Below are 21,529 nucleotides of genomic sequence, written 5' to 3'. Positions count from 1 at the left end.
AGAACGCCGTGCACATGTGACGAGGCAGGCAAGATTCAAGCGTGTCGCGTACCGTGGGCGTGTCGGGTCTAGTACCCGGCAACACTAGATATTGTGGTCGGCCCCGCCGGGGCGAGGAAGGAGGGCGCAGGGATGCTGAACCCCGTGCACCTGAAGACGCTGTTGGAGGTTCTCCGCACCGGCTCGTTTGCCGCAGCCGCCCTGCGGCTGGGCTACACGGCCTCGGCAGTGTCCCAGCAGATGTCCGCCCTGGAGAAGGACACCGGCGCGCGACTGTTCGAGCGTTCCGCCCGCACCGCCTCACCCACGGAAGCCGCCGTCGTTATGGCCAGGCACGCCGTCAAGGTGCTCACCGACATGGATGCCCTCCTGGCGGCCGCGGCGCGTCCCGGACCGGGCAGCTCAGAGGTGCTGCGCCTGGGCATCTTCCCCAGCCTGGCCACCTTCGCCCTGCCGGAGCTGCTGGCCTCGCCCCAGTGGCGGGACCTGGGAATTGACCTGCTGCTTTCCGTTGCCGAACCCGCGCAGACCATCCAGGGACTGCGCACCGGAGGAAACCTCGACGTCGCCCTGGTGTACCAGGTGGGCCAGGGCGGACTGGCCTGGCCCTCCTCCATCAGCCGCCGCTGGCTGGGCGACGATAACTTCCGTGTAGTGCTGCCCGAGTCCTGGGGCATCCGCAGCGGTGCCGAGGTGTCCGCCGAGCAGCTGGCCGGGATGCCCTGGATCATGCACCATCCCGGCACCCCCGACGCCCTGGTGATTGAGCGGCTCTTCGCCAGCTGCAGCCTCCACCCGCAGGTGGCTGCGTACTGCGATGACTTCAATGCCAGCCTGGCGATGGCTTCCGCCGGCCTGGGCGCGGCGCTGGTGCCGGAACTGGCAATGCTGAACCGGCCGGCCGGGACGGTGGTGCTGGATGTCCCCGAGATCCGTCTGGCGCGCAGCATTTTCGCCCTGCTGATCCACGAACAAAACGTGCAGGTCCGGCTCTTCCTGGACCGGCTGGCCGATGTGTTGGGCCGCCGGAGCATAGTGCCGCTCCCCACATCCGGCGCCGGTCAGGGCTGAAAAGTCGTTTCCCGAGTTGGGCTCGGGCCATACTCGAAACATGACCACTGGCGAAAAAACCATCTCCAAACGGTCATTGAGTGCCGTTACCAACCGGGTGACCGGAGTCCTGCGTGTCACCCGCTTCCAGCTCGCCTTCAAGGCGACCCTTGCTGTCGGCATCGCCTGGACCCTCGCCCCGCATGTGCCGGGGGTGGCTTCGCAGTACCCGTATTACGCGCCGCTGGGTGCCATTGTCAGCATGTACCCCACGGTGTCCGGCTCATTCCGCACCGGCATGGAGACCCTGGCGGGCCTGATGACCGGCATGCTCCTGGCGCTGGGGGCACTGCTGATCGGCACCCCGAATGTCTGGACGATTTCCGTGATCGTCGGCATCGGCGTGCTGCTTGGCGGGCTGTCCTTCCTGGGCGCGTCCGGCCGGGAATACGTGCCGATGGCTGCGTTGTTCGTGCTGGTCCTGGGCGGTGATGATCCGGACGGCTACTCGTTCGGCTACGGCGTGCAGATGCTGGTCGGCGTTGCTGTCGGGCTGGGCGTAAACGCCCTCGTCTTCCCGCCCCTGCACCTGAACGGCGCCGTCAACGGGCTGGTGACACTGCGGAAATCGCTGGCACGGCAGCTGCGGGACATGGGGACGGCGCTGGAGGAAACCTGGCCGCCCAAACACGAGGACTGGTCCCAGCGCGAGAGTGAACTGGATACCCTGACCAAGGAGGTCCGGGAAGCCGTGGAGCTGGCAGACACCAGCCGGCACGGAAACATCCGCAGCCGCAAGTACAGCCGTGATTTCACTGCCGACTACCGGGCGCTGCGGGCGATGGAACGTGCCACCCGGCACGTGAAGGATATGACCGAAGTCCTCACCGACGCCATCTGGCGGAATCCGCAGAACGTCGCTGTCCCGTCCGCCCTGACCGTGCCGCTGGCCGAGGCCGTAAACGCCTGCGCCGAAGCGGTGGAGACCTGGGATCCCGAAAGCGAGGAACACTCCACGGCGACCCAGGCGCTCGTGGAACTGGTGCGGCTGGTCAATACCTCAGCCTCGGCTGACAGCCCGGTGGATGCCACGGCGGCCCTGGCCATGGACCTGCGCCGCATCCTGCGGATCATCAACACGGAGTCCGACGACGATGCCTAGGTCCGCTTCTCCCTGTCCTGCGGCGCGGGCGGACCGTTAGGACCATGCCCTCCGCCCCGGCTGAATTCACACCGCCAATACCCGAAAATCTCCCCCGGAAAACCTGTTCCTTCGATTCAATTTGAATTCCCCAAAAAGCGCGGAATAATACGCATCCGCGGGGTCCCGGGGCCTTCGGGGACGCATCCCCTGGTTGACAGCGCCCGGCGGAAAAGCAAGACTTCGAAATGTAAACACAGATTGAACTGCGATTCATAAAGCACCATCCGTAGGGGTCAGCCGCCCGGAAATCGGGTTAGACAACATGGAGGGCCTCCCCACTAAAAAGGGGGAACCAATGTTAATGAAACAACGCAGAATTGTACTTCCGGCATTAGCCGCATTTTCACTTGCCGCTATATCCCTGTCAGGTTGTTCAACAGCAGATACACCAGAAACAGCGGAAGGTTCCGCTGCCCCGGAGACCCCGGTAACGCAGAGCCCGGCAACCCAGAGCCCGGGAGCCCCGTCCGGATCGGCTTTCCCGGTCTCGGCGCCGGACCAGGGCCCAGCTGTCCTCGTTACCCAGATGGAGGACGCGGACGGCGGCAGTTTCGCCGTCCATGGTGTCCGCAGTGATGCCGAGGCCCTTACCTTCCACGCAAACTGTGCCCGGGCCAGCACCGTCACCGTTGACGTTGCGAAGCTCGGCCCTGTGTCGTTCTCGTGTGGGCAGGAGGGCGCAACCACCACCGCGACGGTGGATGCGCGGCCCGCCGCAGGCATCATTGACGTGACGGTGACCGTGGCGGAAGGCGTTCCCTGGGGAGTAACGATCACTGAGGCAGAACTGCCCTAAAACGCGAAACGGCTCGTGCCCCGGGACCTCCCAGGGCACGAGCCGTTTAGCGAAAGGGGGAAAGCTACCCCTCGTCCGTCAGCAGACCGATCTCGGCAAGCTGACGGGCCATCCCGGCGCCGTCGGGCGCGTAGATCCAGGGCACGTCCACCGGGGTCTCCCCGGGCTTGCCCGTCCGGCCGCCGGCCAGCACCGCTTCGCCGGCCGAGAGCTGGCGGATGGCAATGGCCCGGACGTTTTCCGGGTGGCGCTGGGCGAAGTCGGCGTAGATCTCTTCGTCATGCTGGCCGTTGTCGCCGATCAGCAGCCACTTGATGTCCGGGAATTCCTGGGCGAGCCGTTCCAGCTGGCTGCGCTTGTGCGCCTGGCCGCTGCGGAACCAGCGGTCCGTGGTGGGACCCCAGTCGGTCAGCAGCAGCGGACCGGCCGGATACAGGTTGCGGGTAATGAACCGGGTCAGCGTAGCGGCCACGTTCCAGGCGCCGGTCGAGAGGTAAAGCACCGGGCCCACGGGGTTTTCCCGCGCGAGGCGGTCCATCATCACGGCCATGCCCGGTGTGGGCGTACGGGCATGCTCATCGAGGACAAAGGTGTTCCAGGCTGCCAGCATCGGCCGCGGAAGTGCGGTGACCATGATGGTGTCGTCAATGTCGGACACCACGCCCACCTCGGCTGCGGGATCCACCACGTAGATCGGAGCGGTGGTTTCCTCACCGTCTTCGGAACGAAGCAGGACGGTGGTCCACCCCGGAGCAAGATCCGCAGGCAGGACGGCGTCAACTACTCCCCCTCGGTCCGCGGTGACCACATGCTTCTGGTCGCCCACAATTACGGTGACCGTGGCCTTGTTTACCGGCGGGCTCATGAAGTTCCGCCAGCCGCGGATGCCGTCCGCGATCGCCTTGGACGCCATCGACTTTTCAGCACCGTCAAAATAACCGGGCTTGGCCAGGATGACCCGGCCAAGCACGCGCACCCATTTAGTGGAGCCGTAGCCGGTGAAGGGAAGGACTGTCTGCACGTCCCCCCGCTTCCGGGCACGTTCATCGCGCCATGCATGCAGGGAATCCTCCATGCGCATGCCGAGGTGGGCCACCGGGGTTTTGTCCGCCGGACGGGCTGCGGGGTTTTTTGTCATATTCCTAGTCTGTCAGATGCTTCGATCGCAGGTATTCGCCGTTGCTCCGGCGGATCCGCAAGCTAGATACGGTACTTGGACCGGACCGGGCAGTCGAACGGATCCCGGGCGGAGAGACCTACCTCGTTGAGGTACCGAACCACGATGGCATAGGACTGCACGAGTGTGGTCTCGGTGTAGGGGATGGAGTGCTTGGCACAGTGTTCCTTCACCAGTTCGCTCGCCCTGGCCAGCGACGGGCGGGGCATGCTCGGGAACAGGTGGTGCTCCACCTGGTAGTTCAGGCCACCCATCAGGGTGTTCATGCCGCGGCCTACGATGTTCCGGGAAGTCAGAACCTGGCGGCTAAGGAAATCGACCTTGGAGTCCCTGGGGAGAATCGGCATGCCCTTGTGGTTCGGGGCGAACGAAGCACCCATGTAGACACCGAACACTGCAAGCTGCACACCGATGAAGGCGAAGGCCATTCCCACCGGCAGGAAGAAGAACACGGCAGCCAGATACAGGCCCAGCCGGGTGAAGACCATAACCAGTTCGGAGATGCGTCCCTTGACCTGCTTGTTTGCGAACAGGTGCTTGATGGACGTCGCATGCAGGTTGATGCCCTCCAGCATCAGCAGCGGGAAGAACAACCAGCCCTGACGGCGTGCAAACCAGGCCATGAAGCCCTTTTGGCGTGCCGCCTGCTCCGGAAGGAAGGAGATGGTGTCCATGTCGATATCCGGGTCCTTGCCCACCGTGTTGGGGTTGGCATGGTGCCGGCTGTGCTTGTTCATCCACCACTGGTAACTGATGCCGACGACGGCGTTCGCCACGAACTTGCCGGCCCGGTCATTAGCCGGACCCGATTCGAAGACCTGCCGGTGCGATGCCTCGTGCGCAATAAACGCGAGCTGCGTCAGGAGGATGCCCAGCGCCGCGGCGATGAGCAGCTGGAACCAGCTTTCCCCGATAAAGAAAGATCCTGTCGCGGCGGCAACGAGGCCGACGCACAGGAACACGAACGTGGTGATGTAGAAAGAGCTCCGGCGTTTCAGCAGGCCTTCGTCACGGACGGCCTTGAGCAGTCCGGAGTAGGTGCTGGTGACGTTGTTCCGGCGCGGTTTCTTTTCGCTCGGGACTTCTTCAACAGGTGCAGTGGAGGATGCGGTTATGCTCATGCGGCCTTCTGGTGGTGTACGACTTCCCAGTCGGCGTGGCGAGCGGTATCGCTCTACAGATGTGACCACCCTAACCCGGAAGTCTGGTGTTTGTCTGTGACATCCCGCAGATAGCCCGCCGGGTGCAGCGCGTTGCGTGCTGGAGGGTGAGGTGTTCCGCGTTTAGGGTGGGTGCAGACAACGGAGGTCACCATGGGCAACAGCAACGACGCCGGGACTCCGGCTCCCCCTCTGCAACTGTTCCCGTCCGGCTTCCCGGCCCCACCGGACACCGCAGCCGCTCTCCTGCCCTGGCTGACCCCGGAAACCTATTGGCCCGCCCTGTCGGAGGCAACCGCGGCACTGCCCGCGCCGGTGGCAGTGCTGGAGCTGGAGGCTCTTCGGCTCAACGCCGCGGACCTGCTCCGGCGCGCCGGCGGTGTTCCCCTGCGGATTGCCAGCAAGTCCCTCCGGGTCCGCGGCGTCATCGAGGCGCTGCTTCCGCTCCCCGGTTTCCAGGGCGTCTTCGCCTACACGCTTCCCGAGGCCCTGTGGCTGGCGGAGCAGTGCACGGACGTCCTGGTGGGGTATCCCAGCACGGACCGAGCGGCCCTGACCCGGCTCCTCGGGGACGAGCGGCTGGCCGCCCGGGTGACCCTGATGGTCGATGACGAATCCCAGCTGGACCTGATAGATGCCCTGGCGCCGGCGGGAAAGCGCCCCGAAGTGCGTATCTGCCTGGATGCGGATGCCTCCTGGCAGGCGCCGGCGCTGGGCTTCATCGGCACCCGGCGTTCTCCCCTGCACACCCCGGACGACGCCGTCGGGCTGGGCCGGCGGATTGCCGCCCGTCCCGGCTTCCGGCTGGTAGGCCTGATGATGTACGAAGCCCAGGTAGCCGGCGTAGGCGATGCCGTTCCCGGGGCAGGTCCGATGAATGTCCTGATGCGGCACCTCCAGCCGCGGTCCATGGCCGAGCTCCTGGACCGCAGGCAGCTCATTGCCGGGCGGCTGCGCGAACTATGCCCGCTCGAATTCGTGAACGGCGGCGGCACCGGCTCCATCGAAGCCACGCGAGCGGATCCCGCGGTCACCGAAATCACGGCCGGGTCCGGGCTCTTCGGCGGACACTTGTTCGACAACTACCGCGCGTTTACGCCGGCTCCCGCCGCAGCCTATGCCTTCGACGTCGTCCGCCGTCCCACGTCGGACACCGCCACCGTGCTTGGCGGCGGATGGATCGCCTCAGGGCCGCCGGGACCCAGCCGCGCCCCGCGTCCGGTCTGGCCTCCGGGCCTGCGTTTCCTCCCGCGGGAAGGGGCGGGTGAGGTGCAGACACCCCTGCGCGGCGCAGCTGCCGGGACGCTGCATCCCGGTGACCGCGTCTGGTTCCGTCACGCCAAGAGCGGCGAGCCGGCCGAACATTTCAACGAGTACCAGGTCGTGGACCGCGGGAAGATCGTGGGCACGCTACCCACCTACCGCGGCGAGGGGAAGGCGTTCCTGTGACCGCGGCGGGCACCGTATGGGAAAACTGGGGACGGAACGTGACGGCGGAACCGCTCCGCGTGGAGCGCCCGGCCGATGCTGCAGCACTACAGCGGTGCGTCGCCGACGCAGCCGGTGCCGGGCGGCGGGTCAAAGCCGTGGGCGCGGGCCACAGCTTCACCGACATCGCCGCCACCGACGGTGTCCAACTGGACCTCAGCGCCCTGCAGGGGCTCGTCGCAGTGGACACCGGAAGGTCCCGGGTGCGGCTGCGTGCCGGCACCCGGCTGCACCGGATACCGTCGCTGCTTGAACCTTACGGACTGGCAATGCCGAACCTCGGGGACATTGACCGGCAGTCCATCGCCGGCGCAGTCTCCACCGGTACGCACGGAACGGGCGCCGCGTTCGGCGGGATGGCTACCCAGGTGGTGGGAGTGACCCTGGTTCAGCCCGACGGCGGCCTGCTGAGCGTGGGTGAAGACGACCCCCTGCTCCCGGCCGCCGCCCTCGGACTGGGCGCCCTGGGTGTCATCGCCGACGTCACCCTCCAGTGCGTACCCGCATTCGTACTCCAGGCCCAGGAACGCTCCGAACCCCTGGCGGAGGTACTCGAGAGCCTGGCGGACCGGATCAAAGCAACCGACCATTTCGAGTTTTACTGGTTTCCGCACACCGCTCGGGCTGCCACGAAGGCGAACACCCGCCTGCCAGGCACTGCACGCTGCCGTCCGCCCGGCCCCGGTGCGCGCTGGATTAACGACACCCTGCTGGCGAACACCGTGTTCCGGGCCACCTGCGCTGCAGGCAGTGCCGTACCGGCGGTAGTCCCCGCCGTCAACGCCGCAGCGGCACGGCTGCTCGGCGGCCGGGATTATTCGGATGCCTCGGCGCAGGTCTTCACCACCCGGCGCACCGTGCGGTTCCGGGAGATGGAGTACGCCGTTCCGGCGGACCGAGTGGGGCCTGCCTTCTCCGCCCTGCAGCAGCTGATCGAGGAACACCGCTGGCGGATCTCCTTTCCCGTAGAGGTCCGCTGGGCGGCCGCCGATGACCGGTGGCTATCCACCGCCTACGGCAGGGACACCGCCTATATAGCCGTGCACCGCTATTACCGGGAGGACTTTGCCGAGTACTTCAACGCTGTTGAGGAACTTCTGCTCGCCCATGGGGGGCGGCCGCATTGGGGCAAGCTGCATTCGCTCGACGCGGCGGCGCTGGCTCAGCAGTATCCGCGTTTCGGGGACTTCCTGGCGGTACGGGAACGGCTGGATCCGGACCGGGTCTTCGCCAACGCCTATCTGGACCGGGTGCTGGGCGCCTAACGGCCAGCGCGCCGGGGGCACCGTACGATGGTCTGCAGCCGACCCGAAGGAGTGCCGTGACCGCCGCGCCCGCCCCAAGCCAGACTTCCGTCCTGCCCCGATCCTGGTGGTGGGGATTCCTGCCTTTCGCCGCAGCCTCTGCCGTTCATATCGGGGCGCGTGCGGTCGAAGCCACCGATATAGCCGAGCCCACCAAGCTCACCCTGATGCCGCTGCTTGCCATTGCCGCTCTGTGGGGCGCGCGCGGCGTCGTCCGCGGGCCTGCCGGCCGGATGCTGCCGGCGTCCCTGCTGCTTGCGGCCCTGTTTTTCTCCTGGATTGGTGACGGCGCAGCCGCGTTCTTCCCGTCGGCACCGGAACTGCCGGTGATGCTCGGCTCCTTCGGGGTCGCCCATATCTGTTACATCTGGCTCCTGGCACGGTATGCCGCTGCCGGGCGAATCCCGCGGTGGGCACTGGTCTTCCCGCTGTGGTGGGTGCTGATGCTCGTGGTGCTGTGGCCGGCACTGGGCGGTCTGGCCCTGGCCGTGGCCGCCTACGGCATTGTCCTTGCCGGCACGGCGGCGACGGCGGCGCGGTGCCGGCCGATGGTCGCGGCCGGCGGCCTGCTGTTCCTTTCCTCGGACACGATCCTGGCCTGCCGGATTTTCCTGCCCGAGCAGATGCCTGACTGGACCAACCCCCTCGTGATGCTGACCTATTGCGCAGGGCAGGCCCTTATTGTTGCCGGGGTCCTCCGGACCTGGCGGGACGGACGCTGACCGCCCAGGCCCGGCCGAAAGGCCTCACACCGGGCGCATCATCGGCGGGCTGAGGTACTCGTCCCGAACCGTGAACAGCGCCGCGGGGGCGCCCTTGTCGCGGAGGACCTTGCGTCCGGTGTCGCGCAGGGCGCCGGTCATCTTGCGGGTGAAGTTCCCGGCGTCGAGCTTGTCGGTGTTCCATACGGCCTGGTGCACCCGCCGCAGCTGGTAGAGGGTGAATTCCTCGGGCAGCAGCCTGGCAGCGGTAAGGGTGTATTCGATCTTGCCGGCAAGCCGGTCCAGGGCGGCGGTGAGGATCGCGCGGTGGTCGAAGGCCAGCGTCTCACTGGCGAGGACCTCGTACACGGGCAGCCACTGTGCTGCAGCGCTGTCGGTGCCCGGGTTCAGTGCGGGCAGGGCGCTGCCGTCGGTTGCGAGCAGCGCCAGATGCGCGACGGATACCACGCGCATGCGCGGGTCGCGGCCCGGTGAGCTGAAGGTGGCGAGCTGCTCGACGTAGGCGCGGTGCGCACCCAGCTCCAGGCCGGTTTCCTCCTGCAGCTCGCGCCAGGCGGCTGTGAGGGCATCCTCGTCCGGTCCCACGAAGCCGCCGGGCAGCGCCAGGGCACCCTTGAAGGGGTGCCCTCCGCGGCGCACGAAGGCTGCATGGAGAGTGCTTGCCTTGACGGCAAAGACGACCAGATCCACGGTCAGCGCAACGGAGGGATACTCCCTGGGCGCGTAGTCCTGAAGGAACTGTTCTTCTTCGGTGGCCATCAGGCTCCTGTCAGTACCGTCCGTTTTGCCCAGGGCGGGGAGGTGAAGCGGTTCCGCTGGGCGATGATGAGGTCGATTATCTCAGTTGCCGTGGATATCCGCTCTTCCGGAGTGCCGGAAACGAGGATCCAGGAGTGTCCGGCTGCCGTGAGCTCCTCCTTGAACCATTCGGTCATCTCGGCGCGGGGGTGCTCGGCCTCGCGCCATCCGTCGTCCTCGAACGGGACGCCGTCGTGGTCGGTAATGAGGTAGAGGTCGCGGCGGGGCAGCCGGTCGACGGCGAGGTAGGAACCATAGCTTTGCTCACCGATGTAGACCCGCTCAAAGAGGGACGTGGTGATCACATCCGTGTCGGCGATGACCAGCGGGCACCGCGCCGCGGCTTCGTTTTCCATCTCGTTCTGCCGTTCACCGATGACGGCAAAATCCTCAGCGGTCCAGACCATGTCCGACAGGACGGCGTCGGGCTTTGCTTCCTGCACGGCGGCGAACTTGTCGTAGGTGTACTGGCGGCCGAATTCGGGAACGTCGACGAGCTCGGGAAAGCTCGCCCGGTAATTCTCGGTCAGGGCCCGGGCGAGGGTGGTGGTGCCGGTGGATTCGGCCCCGACGACGATGATGCGCACGGCCAGGTCCTGCCGGGCGCCTTTGATGATGTTCCGCCAGGCTGCGCTGAGGTCATCCCGGCAGAGGGTGCCGCTGACGGGATAGGCGGTGCGGAGCCTGTCCACCATGACGTGGGCGGCGCCGAAGTCCTGCGCCAGTTCGCTGCCGTAATCCTCGGAGCTGAAGACGGCGTCGACGGCTGTGATTCCCTTCAGCTTGAGGGCCATGCGCAATGCCTCGTTGTGCGCCTTCCAGATGGTCCGGGAGTTGTAGTCCACGGGGCAGTCATCGGGCATCCCGATCACGGATACGTTGGTCTCCGCGAACTCGGCGGCAAGCCACTTAACCCGGTCTTCAAGGGTGATGCTCTCAAACCTGCTGCCAAGGATAACGACGGCGAGCTTCGTGCACTGCTCCGCTGCCCGGGCAATGAGGTGCCGGTGGCCGACGTGCGGCGGATAGAACTTGCCGATCACGACACCCTGTCCAAACAGGTTCATGCCGGTATCTTTCCGGCTGCGGCAGCCGGGCGGACGGCTGCGGTGCGCGTGCGCTTCCAGTCGATCAGACCGTAGACACAGAGTGCGGTGAAACCGATGTAGAGGATGGCGGTGAGGTTGAGTCCGCGGGAGAAGTACAGCGGAACGCTGACGAGGTCGATGGCAATCCAGACGTACCAGTGCTGGAAAATCTTCTTGGCCTGCGCGTAAGTGGCCAGGAGCGACGCGGCCAGGACGAAGGCATCGGGCCAGGGAACCTCGGAGTCGGTTCCGTGGGTGAGGATCATGGCGATCCCCGCGGTCGCCAGGACGACGGCGGCGATGCCGGCGATCACCTCGTTCCGGCTGGCGTCGCGGATGGGCAGGTCGCTTTTCTGCTCCGTGTCCTTGGCGCCGCGGATCCAGTTGTGCCACCCGTAAACGGACACGGCGGCGAACACGGCCTGCAGGAGGGTCTCCCCGTAGAGCCCGGCCCCGAAGAAGAGCACCATGAACGCGATGTTGTTAACGATGCCCACGGGCCAGTTCCAGGCCTTCTGCCGGGCCACACCGTAGACGCAGGCTGCACCGGTGACGAACCCGATGACTTCGATCCAGCTGACGGGTGCTCCAAGCAGGGTTGCTGCCGGCGAGTTCATCCAGTCCAGTACTGCATTCATGACGGTCTCCTGATTTATTGTCAATGTGACAATGAGTAGCCTAAGGCCGGCAGTGAAAGAACGGAAGGCTTCGTCCGGGCCAGTATTGAGACCTGCATCACACACAGATAAAGCCCCACCCGTTGGGGTGGGGCTTTACCAAAACCCGGTCAGGACTCCACGTCGGCCAGGTTTCGAGCGGCGGCGTAGCCGAAGGTCAGTCCCTGCCCGATGGTGGCACCGGGGCCCGGGTACACCCGCCCGAATGCATTACCGGCAGCGTTCCCGATAGCGTACAACCCGGGAATCGGGGTACCGTCCGTAGCCAGGGCCTGCCCGTTGGCATCGGCGCGTACGCCGCCGCAGGTGCCCAGATCCCCCGGGACAACCTGCACCGCGTAGTAGGGGCCGGCATCGATGGGCCCAAGACACGGATTTGGTGAAATGGTGGGATCGCCGTAGTACCGGTCGTAGGCACTGTCACCCCGGCCGAAGTCGTCATCCCGCCCGGCCCGCGCCAGGCTGTTGAACCGTTCGACGGTTGCGGGCAGTTCGGCCATGCCCAGTGACGAGGCGAGCTTCTCAAGGGTTGGCTCCTGCTTTGCGATGCCCGCTTCGTACCAGGCCTTGGGCAGCGGTTGGCGCGGGAAGATCCCGCCGCCGAACAGATAGCGGTTCCGGTATCGCTGGTCGAAGATCAGCCAGGCGGGAATGTGGGGGTCTTCCGGACTGTGCTTCGAGGTGATGATCTGCCCGGCAGTCATGTAGTTCACTGCTTCATTCATGAAGCGCCGTCCGCTGCCGTTGACAATGATCTGCCCCGGAAGCGACCGCTCTGCAAGGAGCGCGCCCGGCATGGGCCCCGGGGCGGGCACGGCCGGGAACCACCAGGCTGCATCCATGAAGGCCAGATCCGCGCCGTGGTTCCGGGCAATGGAAATGACATCACCCGTATTGGACTCGGCTCCGAAACTCCAGGACCCATCGACGTAAGGAGACTGGAATTCATGCCGCATCCCGGCGTTTCGATCGAACCCTCCGGTGGCCAGGATGACGCCGCGGCGTGCCCGGACACTGGTTTTCCGCCCGTCACGCTCAACGACGACGCCGGTGACACGTCCATCTTCGACGATCAGGTCCTCCAGCGGCGACTCCGTCCAGATCGGCACCCCTGCCTTTCGCAGCCCGGCGAGGAGACCTGCGGCCAGTGCCTGGCCGCCGGCCAGATACTCGCGCCCAAGCGCCATGCCGCCTACCCCAAGGCCCAGCTGACGGGCACCGGTGAGCACACCCTTGGGGCTGCGGGCCACCAGGTTCAGCCATTTGTAGGCGCGGCTGGTAATCGGCATGGGAAACGGCGCCTTGAGCTTGGGCTCCCGCAGAAGCGCCCGGTCGGCACCCAATGATTTGGCATCGAAAGGCTTGGGTTCGCAGGCCCGTCCTGTAGCCGACCCTCCGGGGAGCTCGGGAAAATAGTCGGCATATTCGGTCATGAACTGAAACTTCAGCGGCGTCATGCTCCGCAGCAGGTCGACGGTGGCACGGCCCGCATCAATGTGGGTCTGCCAGCGCTCATCCTCGACTTCGCCCCGGGTGGCTTCCCTGAGATAGGTCTGGATCCGCTCCGGGTCCTCTTTCTGGCCGTTCTCTTCCAAGACAGAGTTTCCCGGAATCCAAAAGCCACCCCCGGACAGCGAGGTTGATCCGCCTACATACGGGGATTTCTCCACCACCAGCGCGGACATCCCGTGATGCGCGGCCGCAAGCGCCGCGAACATTCCCGTTCCCGCGCCGACCACAACAACGTCTACTTCTTCCATCAGACTGCCTCCGCCGGTTTCTCAACTACAGGTCGTTGGACGGGCAGGCGCCGGTAAAGCAACACCGCGAGGCCGGGCTCCCCATCCCCAATGGAGGCGAGTATCACAGAGAAAGACCGGCTGCGCTAGGCGGGGTCCGCCGGCAAAGCAGACAGCGCGCCGCTGAGGGCACGTGCGGCGGGAACGGAACGCGGGACGGCTCGAACGTCCCCGGGCCGGAGTTGTGCGGACATGAAAAAAGAGGCCTGATAACTCAGACCTCTTTCTTGGTGGAGCTGAGGGGACTCGAACCCCTGACCCCCTGCATGCCATGCAGGTGCGCTACCAGCTGCGCCACAGCCCCGAAATTTCAGTGGTTTTCCACCGCAAACCCTTCGGTCTCCCGAAGGTTTTGGTGGAGCTGAGGGGACTCGAACCCCTGACCCCCTGCATGCCATGCAGGTGCGCTACCAGCTGCGCCACAGCCCCAAAACTAAAGGTTGTTTACTTCACTTTTCCGCTCACCGGGGCGAAGCAACTCCTCTACCTTAGTACAAATCAACAGGAGCGCAAAATCCACTTCGCACTCCCCCGCCGGGCGGGAAAGACGGGCTGTCAGCCCTCCACCGGGCCGCTGGGGAGCGAGTCCAGCCCCACATTGTGCTGCGCCAGGTGCCAGGCGGAATTACCGTGCCGGTCCGGGATTTCCTGAAGGACCGACCAGTGGCAATTGGATACTCCCGAGATGACCGCCCAGGACTCCGTGGGCAGGCCGAGCAAGGCACAGATTCCGGCGCGGATCGCTCCCCCGTGGCTTACGGCCACGAGGGTTCCGCCGGCAGGCAGTTCCAGCACGGCCTCACTCACTGCTTCGGCGACACGCCGGCCGACGTCGACGCGCGTTTCGCCGCCGCCCGCGCGGGCACTGCCTACCCCCGCCGACCAGGCAGTCAGCAGCGGTGCGTCCTGCTCCGCGATCTGTGTGAAGGTACGACCTTCCCACGTGCCGGCAAACGTTTCCCGGAGGCGTTTATCCTCAACAACGTCAAGACCGGTCTCGGCAGCCAGGGCTCTGCCTGTGCCAAGGGCGCGGCTCAGGTCGGAGGAAACGATTGCGTCCGGTTCGAGAAACCGCAGCACTGCCGCCGCCTCGGCGGCCTGCCGCAGGCCGGCGGCGTCAAGGGCAATATCCTGCTGCCCTTGGAAGCGCCCCGCCCGGTTCCATTCCGTGCGTCCGTGGCGCCAGAAAACCACCCGGCGCGACGCGGAATCCGGATCCCAGGGGGCAGGGGCGCTCACGGTCACAGTTTATTCGGACTCGGCGCCGGCAGGGGCGTCTTCGAGCTGAAGGTCAACCTCGGGGCAGTCCTTCCACAGACGCTCCAGGCCGTAGAACACCCGGTCCTCCTCGTGCTGGACGTGCACTACAACGTTGGCGTAGTCCAGCAGGACCCAACGGCCTTCGCTGCGTCCTTCACGGCGTACGGGCTTGAGGTCCATCTTGGACAGTTCCTCTTCGATGCCGTCAACAATGGAGTTGACCTGGCGCTCATTCGATGCCGAGGCAATGAGGAAGACGTCGGTGATGGCGAGCCGTTCGCTCACGTCGATGGCGACGATATCGTCCGCAATCTTGGCCGAGGCCGCTTTGGCCGCCGCCCGTGCAATGTTGATGGAAGATTCGGTGGCGCTCAAAGTGTTTCTCCTTGGGGTAATCGGTCAGCCGCCAAGGCCGCCGACGATCATTAGTACTCCGACGATCAGGGCAAGTGTGCCCAGACCTGCAACACCGGCGGCCGCAAAACGCAGCCTCCGGGTACGGCCGAGTCCGGCCGTCATAACATCTAGCGGGTCGAGTCCGAAGGCACTGCGGGCACCGATAGGGGCGGCAGCTTCCTCGGATTCATCCGGTTTATTAACCAGCGCGTCCGCGCGGGCGAGGATCCGTGAGTGCCGCACGTCCGTGGCGCCGACAGGTACCCGGCGCGGCACAGACGTGCGGCGCTGGGCGGGAACAACCGGCAGGGGACGCGCGGCCGCAGCCTCCGGATCCACCACCGGCGTAGACGAGGTAACAATGGGGATATGCGAGGTCTGCGGTGCCTTCATCACGGGATGCTCCATCCCGGGGACATTCACGAACTCAAGCGGGGTCACCATCGCCAGGTTGTGGGCAGTGCTCGGGTCGCTCGGCGAAGGTTTGCGCTGCTCGTTTTCCTGCGACAGTTTCTGGATGGCGCGGGTGCGGCGGTTCAGTACCTTGGCTCGTTCGGCCAGGGCCTTCTGCTGGGCCAGCAGTTCCAGGTCCACGGCCTGCGGATCATCAACCTGCAGCGTCTCCATGGCGGCAACATGGTTGCGGGCCTGTCCCTCCAGTGCCTGACGGGCAGCCAGGGCCTGCTCCACGCTCATACCCTCGACGTCGGCGTTCGGGTCCGTGCCGGCAGCGGGAGCTTCCGTAACGGACGGTGCGGCCGGGGCCGGTGCGGCGCGACGGCTCTGCTTTCGGGTTGCCTGCGAGCCGGAGCCGGATTCCTGCTTGTGCTGCGGTGCCTGTGCCTGAGGTTCCGGGTCCTGCAGTTCCGGAGCCTGGGGTTCCGACGACGTCGGGGACTCCGGTTCCGCGTCCGTGCCCGCCGATGACGACTGCCGGCGTCGTTCCCGACGCAGGGGCGCAACGGCAGGCGATGAAGGTTCCGAAGGGACCGGTCCGGTGGCTTCCGGCAGGGCCGGGAGGTCCGCGGGCGACTCGGCCGAGCCGGCCCCGGACGCGGCCGCCGCAGCACGCTGTTGCTGCTGCAGCCTCAGCTGCCGGCGGGTGGGCGGAGCGGTCTCAGGGTCGCGGCGCTCCGGCGTCTCTGCCAGGGCCTTGTACGCACGCAGTGCTTCCCGGTCCCGGGCGCGCTGCTGGGACTCACGTTCCCGCGGCCCGGCCGGGGAATCCACAGGTACGTCGGCCGCCCGGCGGCTGCGCCGCGGCGCGGACTCTGGACCGTTAGTCATTTCCTACCCATCCGGTATGTGTATTTACGCTACTGGTTCTGTTTCGGTTTCCGCGGAGTTCGGAGCCTGCCTGTCGGAGGCATACAAACGGTGCTTCGCGATGTACTGCACTACCCCGTCCGGCACCAGGTACCACACGGGGTTGCCTTCGGCCACGCGGCGTCGGCAGTCGGTCGAAGAAATCGCCATGGCCGGCACATCCAACAGGAAGACGTCATCCCGGCCGACGTTCTCCAGAACGTGCCCCGGCCGCGTCACCCCCACGAAGCGCGCCAATGACCACAGCTCCTGGATGTCTTTCCAGGACAGGATCTGCGCCATGGCATCGGCGCCGGTGATGAAGAACAGGTCAGCCTCGGGCCTCGCTGCCTTCAAATCGCGCAGAGTGTCAATGGTGTACGTAGGGCCGGGCCGGTCGATGTCGACCCGGCTCACCGTGAACCGCGGGTTCGATGCCGTAGCAATGACAGTCATCAAATACCGGTGCTCGGCCGGACTCACCTGCTGCGCGGCCGGCTTATGCCAGGGGTCACCGGTGGGAACGAATACTACTTCGTCCAGATCGAACGTGGACGCAACCTCACTCGCCGCCACCAGGTGGCCGTTGTGAATGGGGTCGAACGTTCCACCCATGACCCCGAGGCGGAATCTGCGCTTTCCGTTGCTTTCCGTCCGCTGCGGTTCACCCATGGGGAAGAACGCCTTCGCTGACTCCACGTACGGGGTCAGTCCCGGATGGCCTGGCCGTGGTCATGCTTGTCGGGGAACTGGCGCTGGGGGTCAATGTGCTCCGGCTCGGCCGTGTGGCGGTTGCCCACGTTGGAGAAGGAAACCGTGATCAGCATCAGCAACAGCAGCGCCGCAAAGATGACTCCACCGTAGACGTACGGAGACGCCGGCAGATCAACGTGGTGTTCTTCGGCAGCAGTAAACACGGCGCCCGTAAGCTGGATCAGCATGTATCTCCCCTAGAGATCGATAGGTTCCGCCGGGCAGCCGGCGGAACGGGTTCTTAGTCAATGGTACGCGTAACGGAGTGCACATCGCAGCCGGACCCGTCGCCGGGCATTAGACGCAACTAGTCGCGGATCTGCCCGTCGCCCTGGATGATCCATTTCGTAGTTGTCAGTTCCCTGAGGCCCATGGGCCCGCGCGCATGCATTTTCTGCGTGGAAATGCCCACCTCGGCTCCCAGCCCGAGTTCGCCGCCGTCCGTGAACCTGGTGGAGGCATTGACAATGACCGCCGCCGAATCGATCTCCGCAATGAACCGCTCGGCGTTGGCAAGGTCGTTGGTGATAATCGCTTCAGTGTGTCCGGTGGTCCAGCGCCTGATGTGCTCCAGCGCGTCATCCAGCGTGTCCACCACCGCCACGGCCAGGTCCAGGTCCATGTACTCACGCCCCCAGTCGCCGTCGTCGGCCTTTTCCGCGCTGACTCCGGCGGGCAGCAGTTCCATGGCCCGGGGGTCTGCATGCAGGCGGACGCCGGCGGCGGCCAGCGCCGCCAGGACGTCGCGTGCCGCCGGAGCGCCCTCATGGATGAGCAGGGTCTCGACGGTGTTGCAGACACTCGGGCGCTGCGTCTTGGCGTTGAGCAGGATATCCACTGCCATCTCCACCGGCGCCGAATGGTCCAGGTAGATATGTACGTTGCCCTCCCCCGTCTCGATGACGGGCACGGTGGCGTTGGTGACGACGGACTGGATCAGGGAGCGGCCGCCGCGCGGAATGAGCACGTCCACCCGGCCCCGTGCCTTCATCAGTACGTTGGCGCCTTCACGGCCGTACTGGTCAACGCTCTGCACGGCGTCGGCGGGCAGGCCTGCTTCCTCGAGGGAATCGCGGATGATTTCCACGAGGACCGCGTTGGTGTTCGCGGCGGCGCTGCCGCCGCGCAGGAGAACCGCATTGCCGCTTTTCAGTGCCAGCCCGGCAATATCGAGGGTGACGTTGGGGCGGGCCTCGTAGATGGCGGCGACCACGCCCATCGGAACGTGCACCTGGCGCAGCCGCAGCCCGTTGGGCAGCGTCTGGCCGCGGGCCACGGATCCCACCGGATCCGGCAGCCCGGCAAGGTTCTCCAGCGCTGCGGCCAGCGCGGTGATGCGTGCCGGCGTCAGCGACAGCCGGTCCAGCATGGCTGTTGAGGTCCCGTTGTCCCGGCCGGCCGCCACGTCCCGGGCGTTGGCCGCGAGGATGGCGGCCTGTTTCGCGTTGACGTTCTGCGCGATCTGCCGCAGGGCGCGGTCCTTCCAGGCGCGGTTGGCCCGGGCCAGGCGCCGGGCGGCGGTGCGGGAACGGTCGGCGAGGGCATGGACCTGGGCTTCGACGCCGGTGTCCGGCGCGCCGGCGGGTTCCAGTTCGGCCTCAGTTATGTTCACGGAAGTCATGCTCCCAGTGTAGGTCCGGTGCCGGCATCCCGCCCGGCTTCCGGTGCTTCGTTGGGGTGCAGGAGAACGAGGTCGTTTACGTGCACCACAGCGCGTTCATAGCCGCGCCCCAGTTCGCGCGACAGTTCCCGGGTGGAGCGGCCGAGCATGGAGGGCAGCTCGTCCGAACCGTAGTTGGTCAGGCCATGGGCAATCACGCGGCCCGCGGTATCGGCCAGGGCCACGGCGTCACCGGGCTCGAACTGCCCCTTCACAGCAGTGATTCCCGCCGGCAGCAGCGAACGGTGCCGGTCCCCCACCGCCCGTGCCGCGCCGTCGTCGAGCACCAGGGTGCCCTGAATACGGGCAAGGTGGGCGAGCCACAGCAGGCGGATGGACCGGCGGCGGCCACGGGTAGTGAACCAGGTGCCTACGTCTTCTCCGGCCAGCGCGGCGGCGGCATTGGCTGTGGACGTGACCAGTGCCGGGATGCCCGATTCCGCCGCAATGGTGGCTGCTTCAACCTTGGTCGCCATCCCGCCCGTCCCCACGCCGGCCTTGCCCACCTTCCCGATCCGCACGTCCGCCAGGTCCTTGGGGCCGGTGACTTCGGGGATGCGGCGGGCACCCTCGGACGGCGGACCGTCGTAGAGGGCGTCGACGTCGGAGAGCAGGATAAGCGCGTCGGCCTTCACGAGGTGCGCCACCAGGGCGGCCAGACGGTCATTGTCGCCGAAGCGGATCTCGTGGCTGGCGACGGCGTCGTTCTCATTCACGATGGGCAGGACACCGAAGTTCAGAAGCCGTTCCATGGCGCGGTGCGCGTTGGCGTGGTGCGTGCGGCGCATCAGGTCTTCAATGGTGAGCAGCACCTGGCTGACCGTGACACCGTGCGCACTGAAGGCGGAGGTGTAGCGTGCCATCAGCAGGCCCTGCCCCACGCTGGCGGCAGCCTGCTGGGAGGAAAGCTGGGCCGGGCGCTTGGTGAGCCCCAGCGGCGCCAACCCTGCGCTGATAGCGCCGGAGGAGACCAGGATGATCTCGGTGCCCTGCGCATGCCGGGCGGACAGCACGTCGGCCAGGGACTTCAGGGCTGAGTCGGAGATCCCGCCCGCCACCGAGGTCAGGGACGAGGACCCCACTTTGACGACCACCCGGCGGGCCCGGGCCAGCCCGGAGCGGGAGGTTAACGCACGGCGGGCAGGTGTGGCGAATTCGATGTGTTCACTCATAACCTGCCCAGCCTATGCGCTGCACCCCGTCCCTACCGGGAAGATGAAGGTGTTACGCCTCTTCGTTACCCTCGACGTTACCCTCGACGTCCGCAGGGCGTGTGGAGTGCTTGTAGTTCACGGACTCGGTCCAGATGCCTGCCTTGCGCTCTGCTTCGAGCTCGTCGCGGGCCGCGGCGCGGGCTTCCTTGCGCTTCTGGTGGTCGCCGCGCTTTTCCTCGCGGGTCGGGCGGGAGAAGTCTTCGACGCGGATATCGCTGCCACGCGGGGAAGCGGCAAGCAGTTCCGCTCCGCCGATCATCGTGGGCTCCCAGTCGAAGACGACGCCGTCGCCCTCGCCGATGACCACGGCGTCACCGGGCTTGGCGCCTTCCTTGAACAGTTTCTCCTCCACACCCAGCTTGGCCAGGCGGTCCGCCAGGTAGCCCACGGCTTCGTCATTGGTGAAGTCGGTCTGCTGGACCCAGCGAACCGGCTTCTCACCCAGGACGCGGAACAGCGGCTCGAGGTTGCGCTCCTCGCGGCGGATCAGGAAGCCGCCCTTGTAGTTAACGCCGCGCGGCTTCAGGACCGGCGGCTGGATGCGCGGCGGAGCCTTCTCCACGGCGTCCCGTGCTTCCTTGACGATGGCAGCCATGGCGAACCCGAGTTCACGCAGGCCTTCATGGCTGGACGCGGAAACCTCGAACACGCGGTAGCCGCGCTTCTCCAGTTCCGGCCGGACGAACCCGGCCATGTCGCGGCCGTCAGGAACGTCCACCTTGTTCAGTGCGACGAGGCGGGGACGGCGGTTCAGCGGCACGACGTCGCCGTCGGTGCCCGCGTAGCTCATGTCCACTTCGTACTTCTCGAGCTCGCGCTCAATGACTTCGAGGTCCCCGATGGGGTCGCGGTCCGTTTCCAGTGCGGCACAATCCAGCACGTGCACCAGGGCTGCGCAGCGTTCCACGTGGCGCAGGAAGTTGTGGCCCAGGCCCTTGCCTTCCGAGGCACCTTCAATCAGGCCGGGAACATCGGCGACGGTAAAGCGCACGTCACCGGACTGGACAACGCCCAGGTTCGGGATCAGCGTGGTGAAGGGGTAGTCGGCGATCTTCGGCCGGGCAGCGGAGATGGCGGCAATCAGCGAGGACTTGCCGGCCGACGGGAAGCCGACCAGTGCAATATCGGCAATGGACTTGAGCTCCAGGACAATGTCGGCCTCTTCGCCGGGGACGCCCAACAGCGCGAATCCGGGAGCCTTGCGCTTCTGCGAGGAAAGCGAGGAGTTGCCCAGGCCGCCCTGGCCACCGGCGGCAGCAATGTATTCGGAGCCCTCTCCAACCAGGTCCGCCAGGACCTCGCCGGCCTTGTTCTTGACGACCGTGCCGTCCGGAACGGGGAGGATCAGCGTCTCGCCGGTCTTGCCCGCGCGCCAGTCGCCCATCCCGTTGCCGCCGTTGGTGGCGTGCCGGTGCGGGGCGTGGTGGTAGTCCAGCAGGGTGGTGGTATTCGAGTCAACGCGCAGGATGACGTCGCCGCCGTCGCCGCCGTTGCCGCCGTCAGGCCCACCCAGGGGCTTGAACTTTTCACGCTTGACGGACACGCAACCATGGCCGCCTGTACCGCCCGAAACGTGCAGCACTACGCGGTCTACAAAGCTGGCCATGGTTCTCCTTCAGAGGAACTTCTTGATCATGCCAATTCTACTTGGCTTAAAAAAACGACGGGGCGGGCCATC

General features: G+C 66.2%; 20 protein-coding genes and 2 tRNA genes. 6 read left to right on the top strand and 16 right to left on the bottom strand.

The window, feature by feature from the left end; all coding sequences use genetic code 11:
- Window positions 1-132 precede the first annotated feature (132 nt).
- The 3 genes from LOC56_RS07655 to LOC56_RS07645 all read left to right on the top strand — a co-directional run bounded on the left by LOC56_RS07655 (window position 133) and on the right by LOC56_RS07645 (window position 3,050).
- Window positions 133-1,071 carry a LysR family transcriptional regulator gene (locus LOC56_RS07655; protein WP_229951691.1) on the top strand — a complete coding sequence of 313 codons (939 nt, stop codon included), beginning with the start codon at window positions 133-135 and terminating at the stop codon, window positions 1,069-1,071.
- Window positions 1,072-1,111: 40 nt separating this feature from the next.
- Window positions 1,112-2,212: an FUSC family protein gene (locus LOC56_RS07650; protein ID WP_229951690.1), complete on the top strand. Its 1,101-nt coding sequence runs from the start codon at window positions 1,112-1,114 to the stop codon at window positions 2,210-2,212.
- A gap of 568 nt (window positions 2,213-2,780) precedes the next feature.
- Complete coding sequence (locus LOC56_RS07645) at window positions 2,781-3,050, top strand: hypothetical protein (RefSeq protein WP_229951689.1); 270 nt, start codon at window positions 2,781-2,783, stop codon at window positions 3,048-3,050.
- A 64-nt stretch (window positions 3,051-3,114) separates the two neighbouring features.
- Here LOC56_RS07645 and LOC56_RS07640 read toward each other — a convergent pair whose 3' ends face one another.
- Together LOC56_RS07640 and LOC56_RS07635 are read right to left on the bottom strand one after the other, a co-directional pair.
- Window positions 3,115-4,188, bottom strand: coding sequence for an App1 family protein (locus LOC56_RS07640; RefSeq protein ID WP_229951688.1), 1,074 nt, complete (start codon window positions 4,186-4,188; stop codon window positions 3,115-3,117).
- Window positions 4,189-4,250: 62 nt separating this feature from the next.
- Window positions 4,251-5,348 (bottom strand): fatty acid desaturase family protein, encoded by a 1,098-nt coding sequence (locus tag LOC56_RS07635; RefSeq protein WP_229951687.1) that lies wholly within the window; start codon window positions 5,346-5,348, stop codon window positions 4,251-4,253.
- A 192-nt stretch (window positions 5,349-5,540) separates the two neighbouring features.
- Here LOC56_RS07635 and LOC56_RS07630 point away from each other — a divergent pair, with 192 nt between their 5' ends.
- From LOC56_RS07630 to LOC56_RS07620, 3 genes are read left to right on the top strand one after another with little or no spacing between them, the layout of a single operon-like run.
- Window positions 5,541-6,836 (top strand): amino acid deaminase/aldolase, encoded by a 1,296-nt coding sequence (locus LOC56_RS07630; RefSeq protein WP_229951686.1) that lies wholly within the window; start codon window positions 5,541-5,543, stop codon window positions 6,834-6,836.
- Window positions 6,833-8,140, top strand: coding sequence for a D-arabinono-1,4-lactone oxidase (locus tag LOC56_RS07625; RefSeq protein ID WP_331460920.1), 1,308 nt, complete (start codon window positions 6,833-6,835; stop codon window positions 8,138-8,140). Before LOC56_RS07630 ends, LOC56_RS07625 begins: the two co-directional genes overlap by 4 nt.
- Before the next feature lie 56 nt (window positions 8,141-8,196).
- Window positions 8,197-8,901 carry a lysoplasmalogenase family protein gene (locus LOC56_RS07620; RefSeq protein ID WP_229951684.1) on the top strand — a complete coding sequence of 235 codons (705 nt, stop codon included), beginning with the start codon at window positions 8,197-8,199 and terminating at the stop codon, window positions 8,899-8,901.
- A gap of 24 nt (window positions 8,902-8,925) precedes the next feature.
- On the opposite strand, the gene LOC56_RS07615 is transcribed toward LOC56_RS07620, so the two are convergent.
- The 14 genes from LOC56_RS07615 to obgE form a co-directional block, all read right to left on the bottom strand.
- Complete coding sequence (locus LOC56_RS07615) at window positions 8,926-9,660, bottom strand: NUDIX hydrolase (RefSeq protein ID WP_229951683.1); 735 nt, start codon at window positions 9,658-9,660, stop codon at window positions 8,926-8,928.
- Window positions 9,660-10,766, bottom strand: coding sequence for an AAA family ATPase (locus tag LOC56_RS07610; RefSeq protein ID WP_229951682.1), 1,107 nt, complete (start codon window positions 10,764-10,766; stop codon window positions 9,660-9,662). Before LOC56_RS07610 ends, LOC56_RS07615 begins: the two co-directional genes overlap by 1 nt.
- Window positions 10,763-11,425 (bottom strand): nicotinamide riboside transporter PnuC, encoded by a 663-nt coding sequence (gene pnuC / locus LOC56_RS07605; RefSeq protein ID WP_229951681.1) that lies wholly within the window; start codon window positions 11,423-11,425, stop codon window positions 10,763-10,765. Before pnuC ends, LOC56_RS07610 begins: the two co-directional genes overlap by 4 nt.
- A gap of 149 nt (window positions 11,426-11,574) precedes the next feature.
- Entirely contained in the window at window positions 11,575-13,224 is a 1,650-nt protein-coding gene (locus LOC56_RS07600) for an FAD-dependent oxidoreductase (RefSeq protein WP_229951680.1), read from the bottom strand.
- Window positions 13,225-13,491: 267 nt separating this feature from the next.
- Window positions 13,492-13,567 (bottom strand) — tRNA-Ala (locus LOC56_RS07595).
- A 49-nt stretch (window positions 13,568-13,616) separates the two neighbouring features.
- A tRNA-Ala gene (locus LOC56_RS07590) sits at window positions 13,617-13,692 on the bottom strand.
- Between the two features lie 126 nt (window positions 13,693-13,818).
- Window positions 13,819-14,502 (bottom strand): histidine phosphatase family protein, encoded by a 684-nt coding sequence (locus LOC56_RS07585; RefSeq protein ID WP_229951679.1) that lies wholly within the window; start codon window positions 14,500-14,502, stop codon window positions 13,819-13,821.
- Window positions 14,503-14,511: 9 nt separating this feature from the next.
- Window positions 14,512-14,898 carry a ribosome silencing factor gene (gene rsfS, locus LOC56_RS07580; protein WP_229951678.1) on the bottom strand — a complete coding sequence of 129 codons (387 nt, stop codon included), beginning with the start codon at window positions 14,896-14,898 and terminating at the stop codon, window positions 14,512-14,514.
- A gap of 24 nt (window positions 14,899-14,922) precedes the next feature.
- Entirely contained in the window at window positions 14,923-16,206 is a 1,284-nt protein-coding gene (locus LOC56_RS07575) for a hypothetical protein (protein WP_229951677.1), read from the bottom strand.
- Between the two features lie 24 nt (window positions 16,207-16,230).
- Window positions 16,231-16,896: a nicotinate-nucleotide adenylyltransferase gene (gene nadD / locus LOC56_RS07570; protein ID WP_269437953.1), complete on the bottom strand. Its 666-nt coding sequence runs from the start codon at window positions 16,894-16,896 to the stop codon at window positions 16,231-16,233.
- Window positions 16,897-16,931: 35 nt separating this feature from the next.
- Window positions 16,932-17,165, bottom strand: a complete 234-nt coding sequence (locus LOC56_RS07565; protein ID WP_229951676.1) for a hypothetical protein — start codon at window positions 17,163-17,165, stop codon at window positions 16,932-16,934.
- Window positions 17,166-17,284: 119 nt separating this feature from the next.
- Window positions 17,285-18,598 (bottom strand): glutamate-5-semialdehyde dehydrogenase, encoded by a 1,314-nt coding sequence (locus LOC56_RS07560; protein WP_229951675.1) that lies wholly within the window; start codon window positions 18,596-18,598, stop codon window positions 17,285-17,287.
- Window positions 18,595-19,809, bottom strand: coding sequence for a glutamate 5-kinase (gene proB / locus LOC56_RS07555; RefSeq protein WP_229951674.1), 1,215 nt, complete (start codon window positions 19,807-19,809; stop codon window positions 18,595-18,597). Before proB ends, LOC56_RS07560 begins: the two co-directional genes overlap by 4 nt.
- A gap of 52 nt (window positions 19,810-19,861) precedes the next feature.
- A complete protein-coding gene (gene obgE / locus LOC56_RS07550; protein WP_229951673.1) occupies window positions 19,862-21,457 on the bottom strand; it encodes a GTPase ObgE in 1,596 nt (531 codons plus the stop codon).
- Window positions 21,458-21,529: the final 72 nt, after the last annotated feature.

Source organism: Arthrobacter sp. zg-Y179 (assembly GCF_020907345.1).
Classification (GTDB): domain Bacteria; phylum Actinomycetota; class Actinomycetes; order Actinomycetales; family Micrococcaceae; genus Arthrobacter_B; species Arthrobacter_B jinronghuae.
This window is presented reverse-complemented; position numbering and strand designations above follow the sequence as displayed.

What these genes read in the sequence shown, in the direction of transcription:
- nadD (WP_269437953.1), bottom strand. Translation starts at nt 16,896, where the DNA reads ATGGGTGAACCGCAGCGGACGGAAAGCAACGGAAAGCGCAGATTCCGC.
- LOC56_RS07650 (WP_229951690.1), top strand. Translation starts at nt 1,112, where the DNA reads ATGACCACTGGCGAAAAAACCATCTCCAAACGGTCATTGAGTGCCGTT.
- LOC56_RS07630 (WP_229951686.1), top strand. Translation starts at nt 5,541, where the DNA reads ATGGGCAACAGCAACGACGCCGGGACTCCGGCTCCCCCTCTGCAACTG.
- LOC56_RS07655 (WP_229951691.1), top strand. Translation starts at nt 133, where the DNA reads ATGCTGAACCCCGTGCACCTGAAGACGCTGTTGGAGGTTCTCCGCACC.
- pnuC (WP_229951681.1), bottom strand. Translation starts at nt 11,425, where the DNA reads ATGAATGCAGTACTGGACTGGATGAACTCGCCGGCAGCAACCCTGCTT.
- proB (WP_229951674.1), bottom strand. Translation starts at nt 19,809, where the DNA reads ATGAGTGAACACATCGAATTCGCCACACCTGCCCGCCGTGCGTTAACC.
- LOC56_RS07610 (WP_229951682.1), bottom strand. Translation starts at nt 10,766, where the DNA reads ATGAACCTGTTTGGACAGGGTGTCGTGATCGGCAAGTTCTATCCGCCG.
- obgE (WP_229951673.1), bottom strand. Translation starts at nt 21,457, where the DNA reads ATGGCCAGCTTTGTAGACCGCGTAGTGCTGCACGTTTCGGGCGGTACA.
- LOC56_RS07640 (WP_229951688.1), bottom strand. Translation starts at nt 4,188, where the DNA reads ATGACAAAAAACCCCGCAGCCCGTCCGGCGGACAAAACCCCGGTGGCC.
- LOC56_RS07645 (WP_229951689.1), top strand. Translation starts at nt 2,781, where the DNA reads ATGGAGGACGCGGACGGCGGCAGTTTCGCCGTCCATGGTGTCCGCAGT.
- LOC56_RS07575 (WP_229951677.1), bottom strand. Translation starts at nt 16,206, where the DNA reads ATGACTAACGGTCCAGAGTCCGCGCCGCGGCGCAGCCGCCGGGCGGCC.
- LOC56_RS07600 (WP_229951680.1), bottom strand. Translation starts at nt 13,224, where the DNA reads ATGGAAGAAGTAGACGTTGTTGTGGTCGGCGCGGGAACGGGAATGTTC.
- LOC56_RS07635 (WP_229951687.1), bottom strand. Translation starts at nt 5,348, where the DNA reads ATGAGCATAACCGCATCCTCCACTGCACCTGTTGAAGAAGTCCCGAGC.
- LOC56_RS07560 (WP_229951675.1), bottom strand. Translation starts at nt 18,598, where the DNA reads ATGACTTCCGTGAACATAACTGAGGCCGAACTGGAACCCGCCGGCGCG.
- LOC56_RS07565 (WP_229951676.1), bottom strand. Translation starts at nt 17,165, where the DNA reads ATGCTGATCCAGCTTACGGGCGCCGTGTTTACTGCTGCCGAAGAACAC.
- LOC56_RS07615 (WP_229951683.1), bottom strand. Translation starts at nt 9,660, where the DNA reads ATGGCCACCGAAGAAGAACAGTTCCTTCAGGACTACGCGCCCAGGGAG.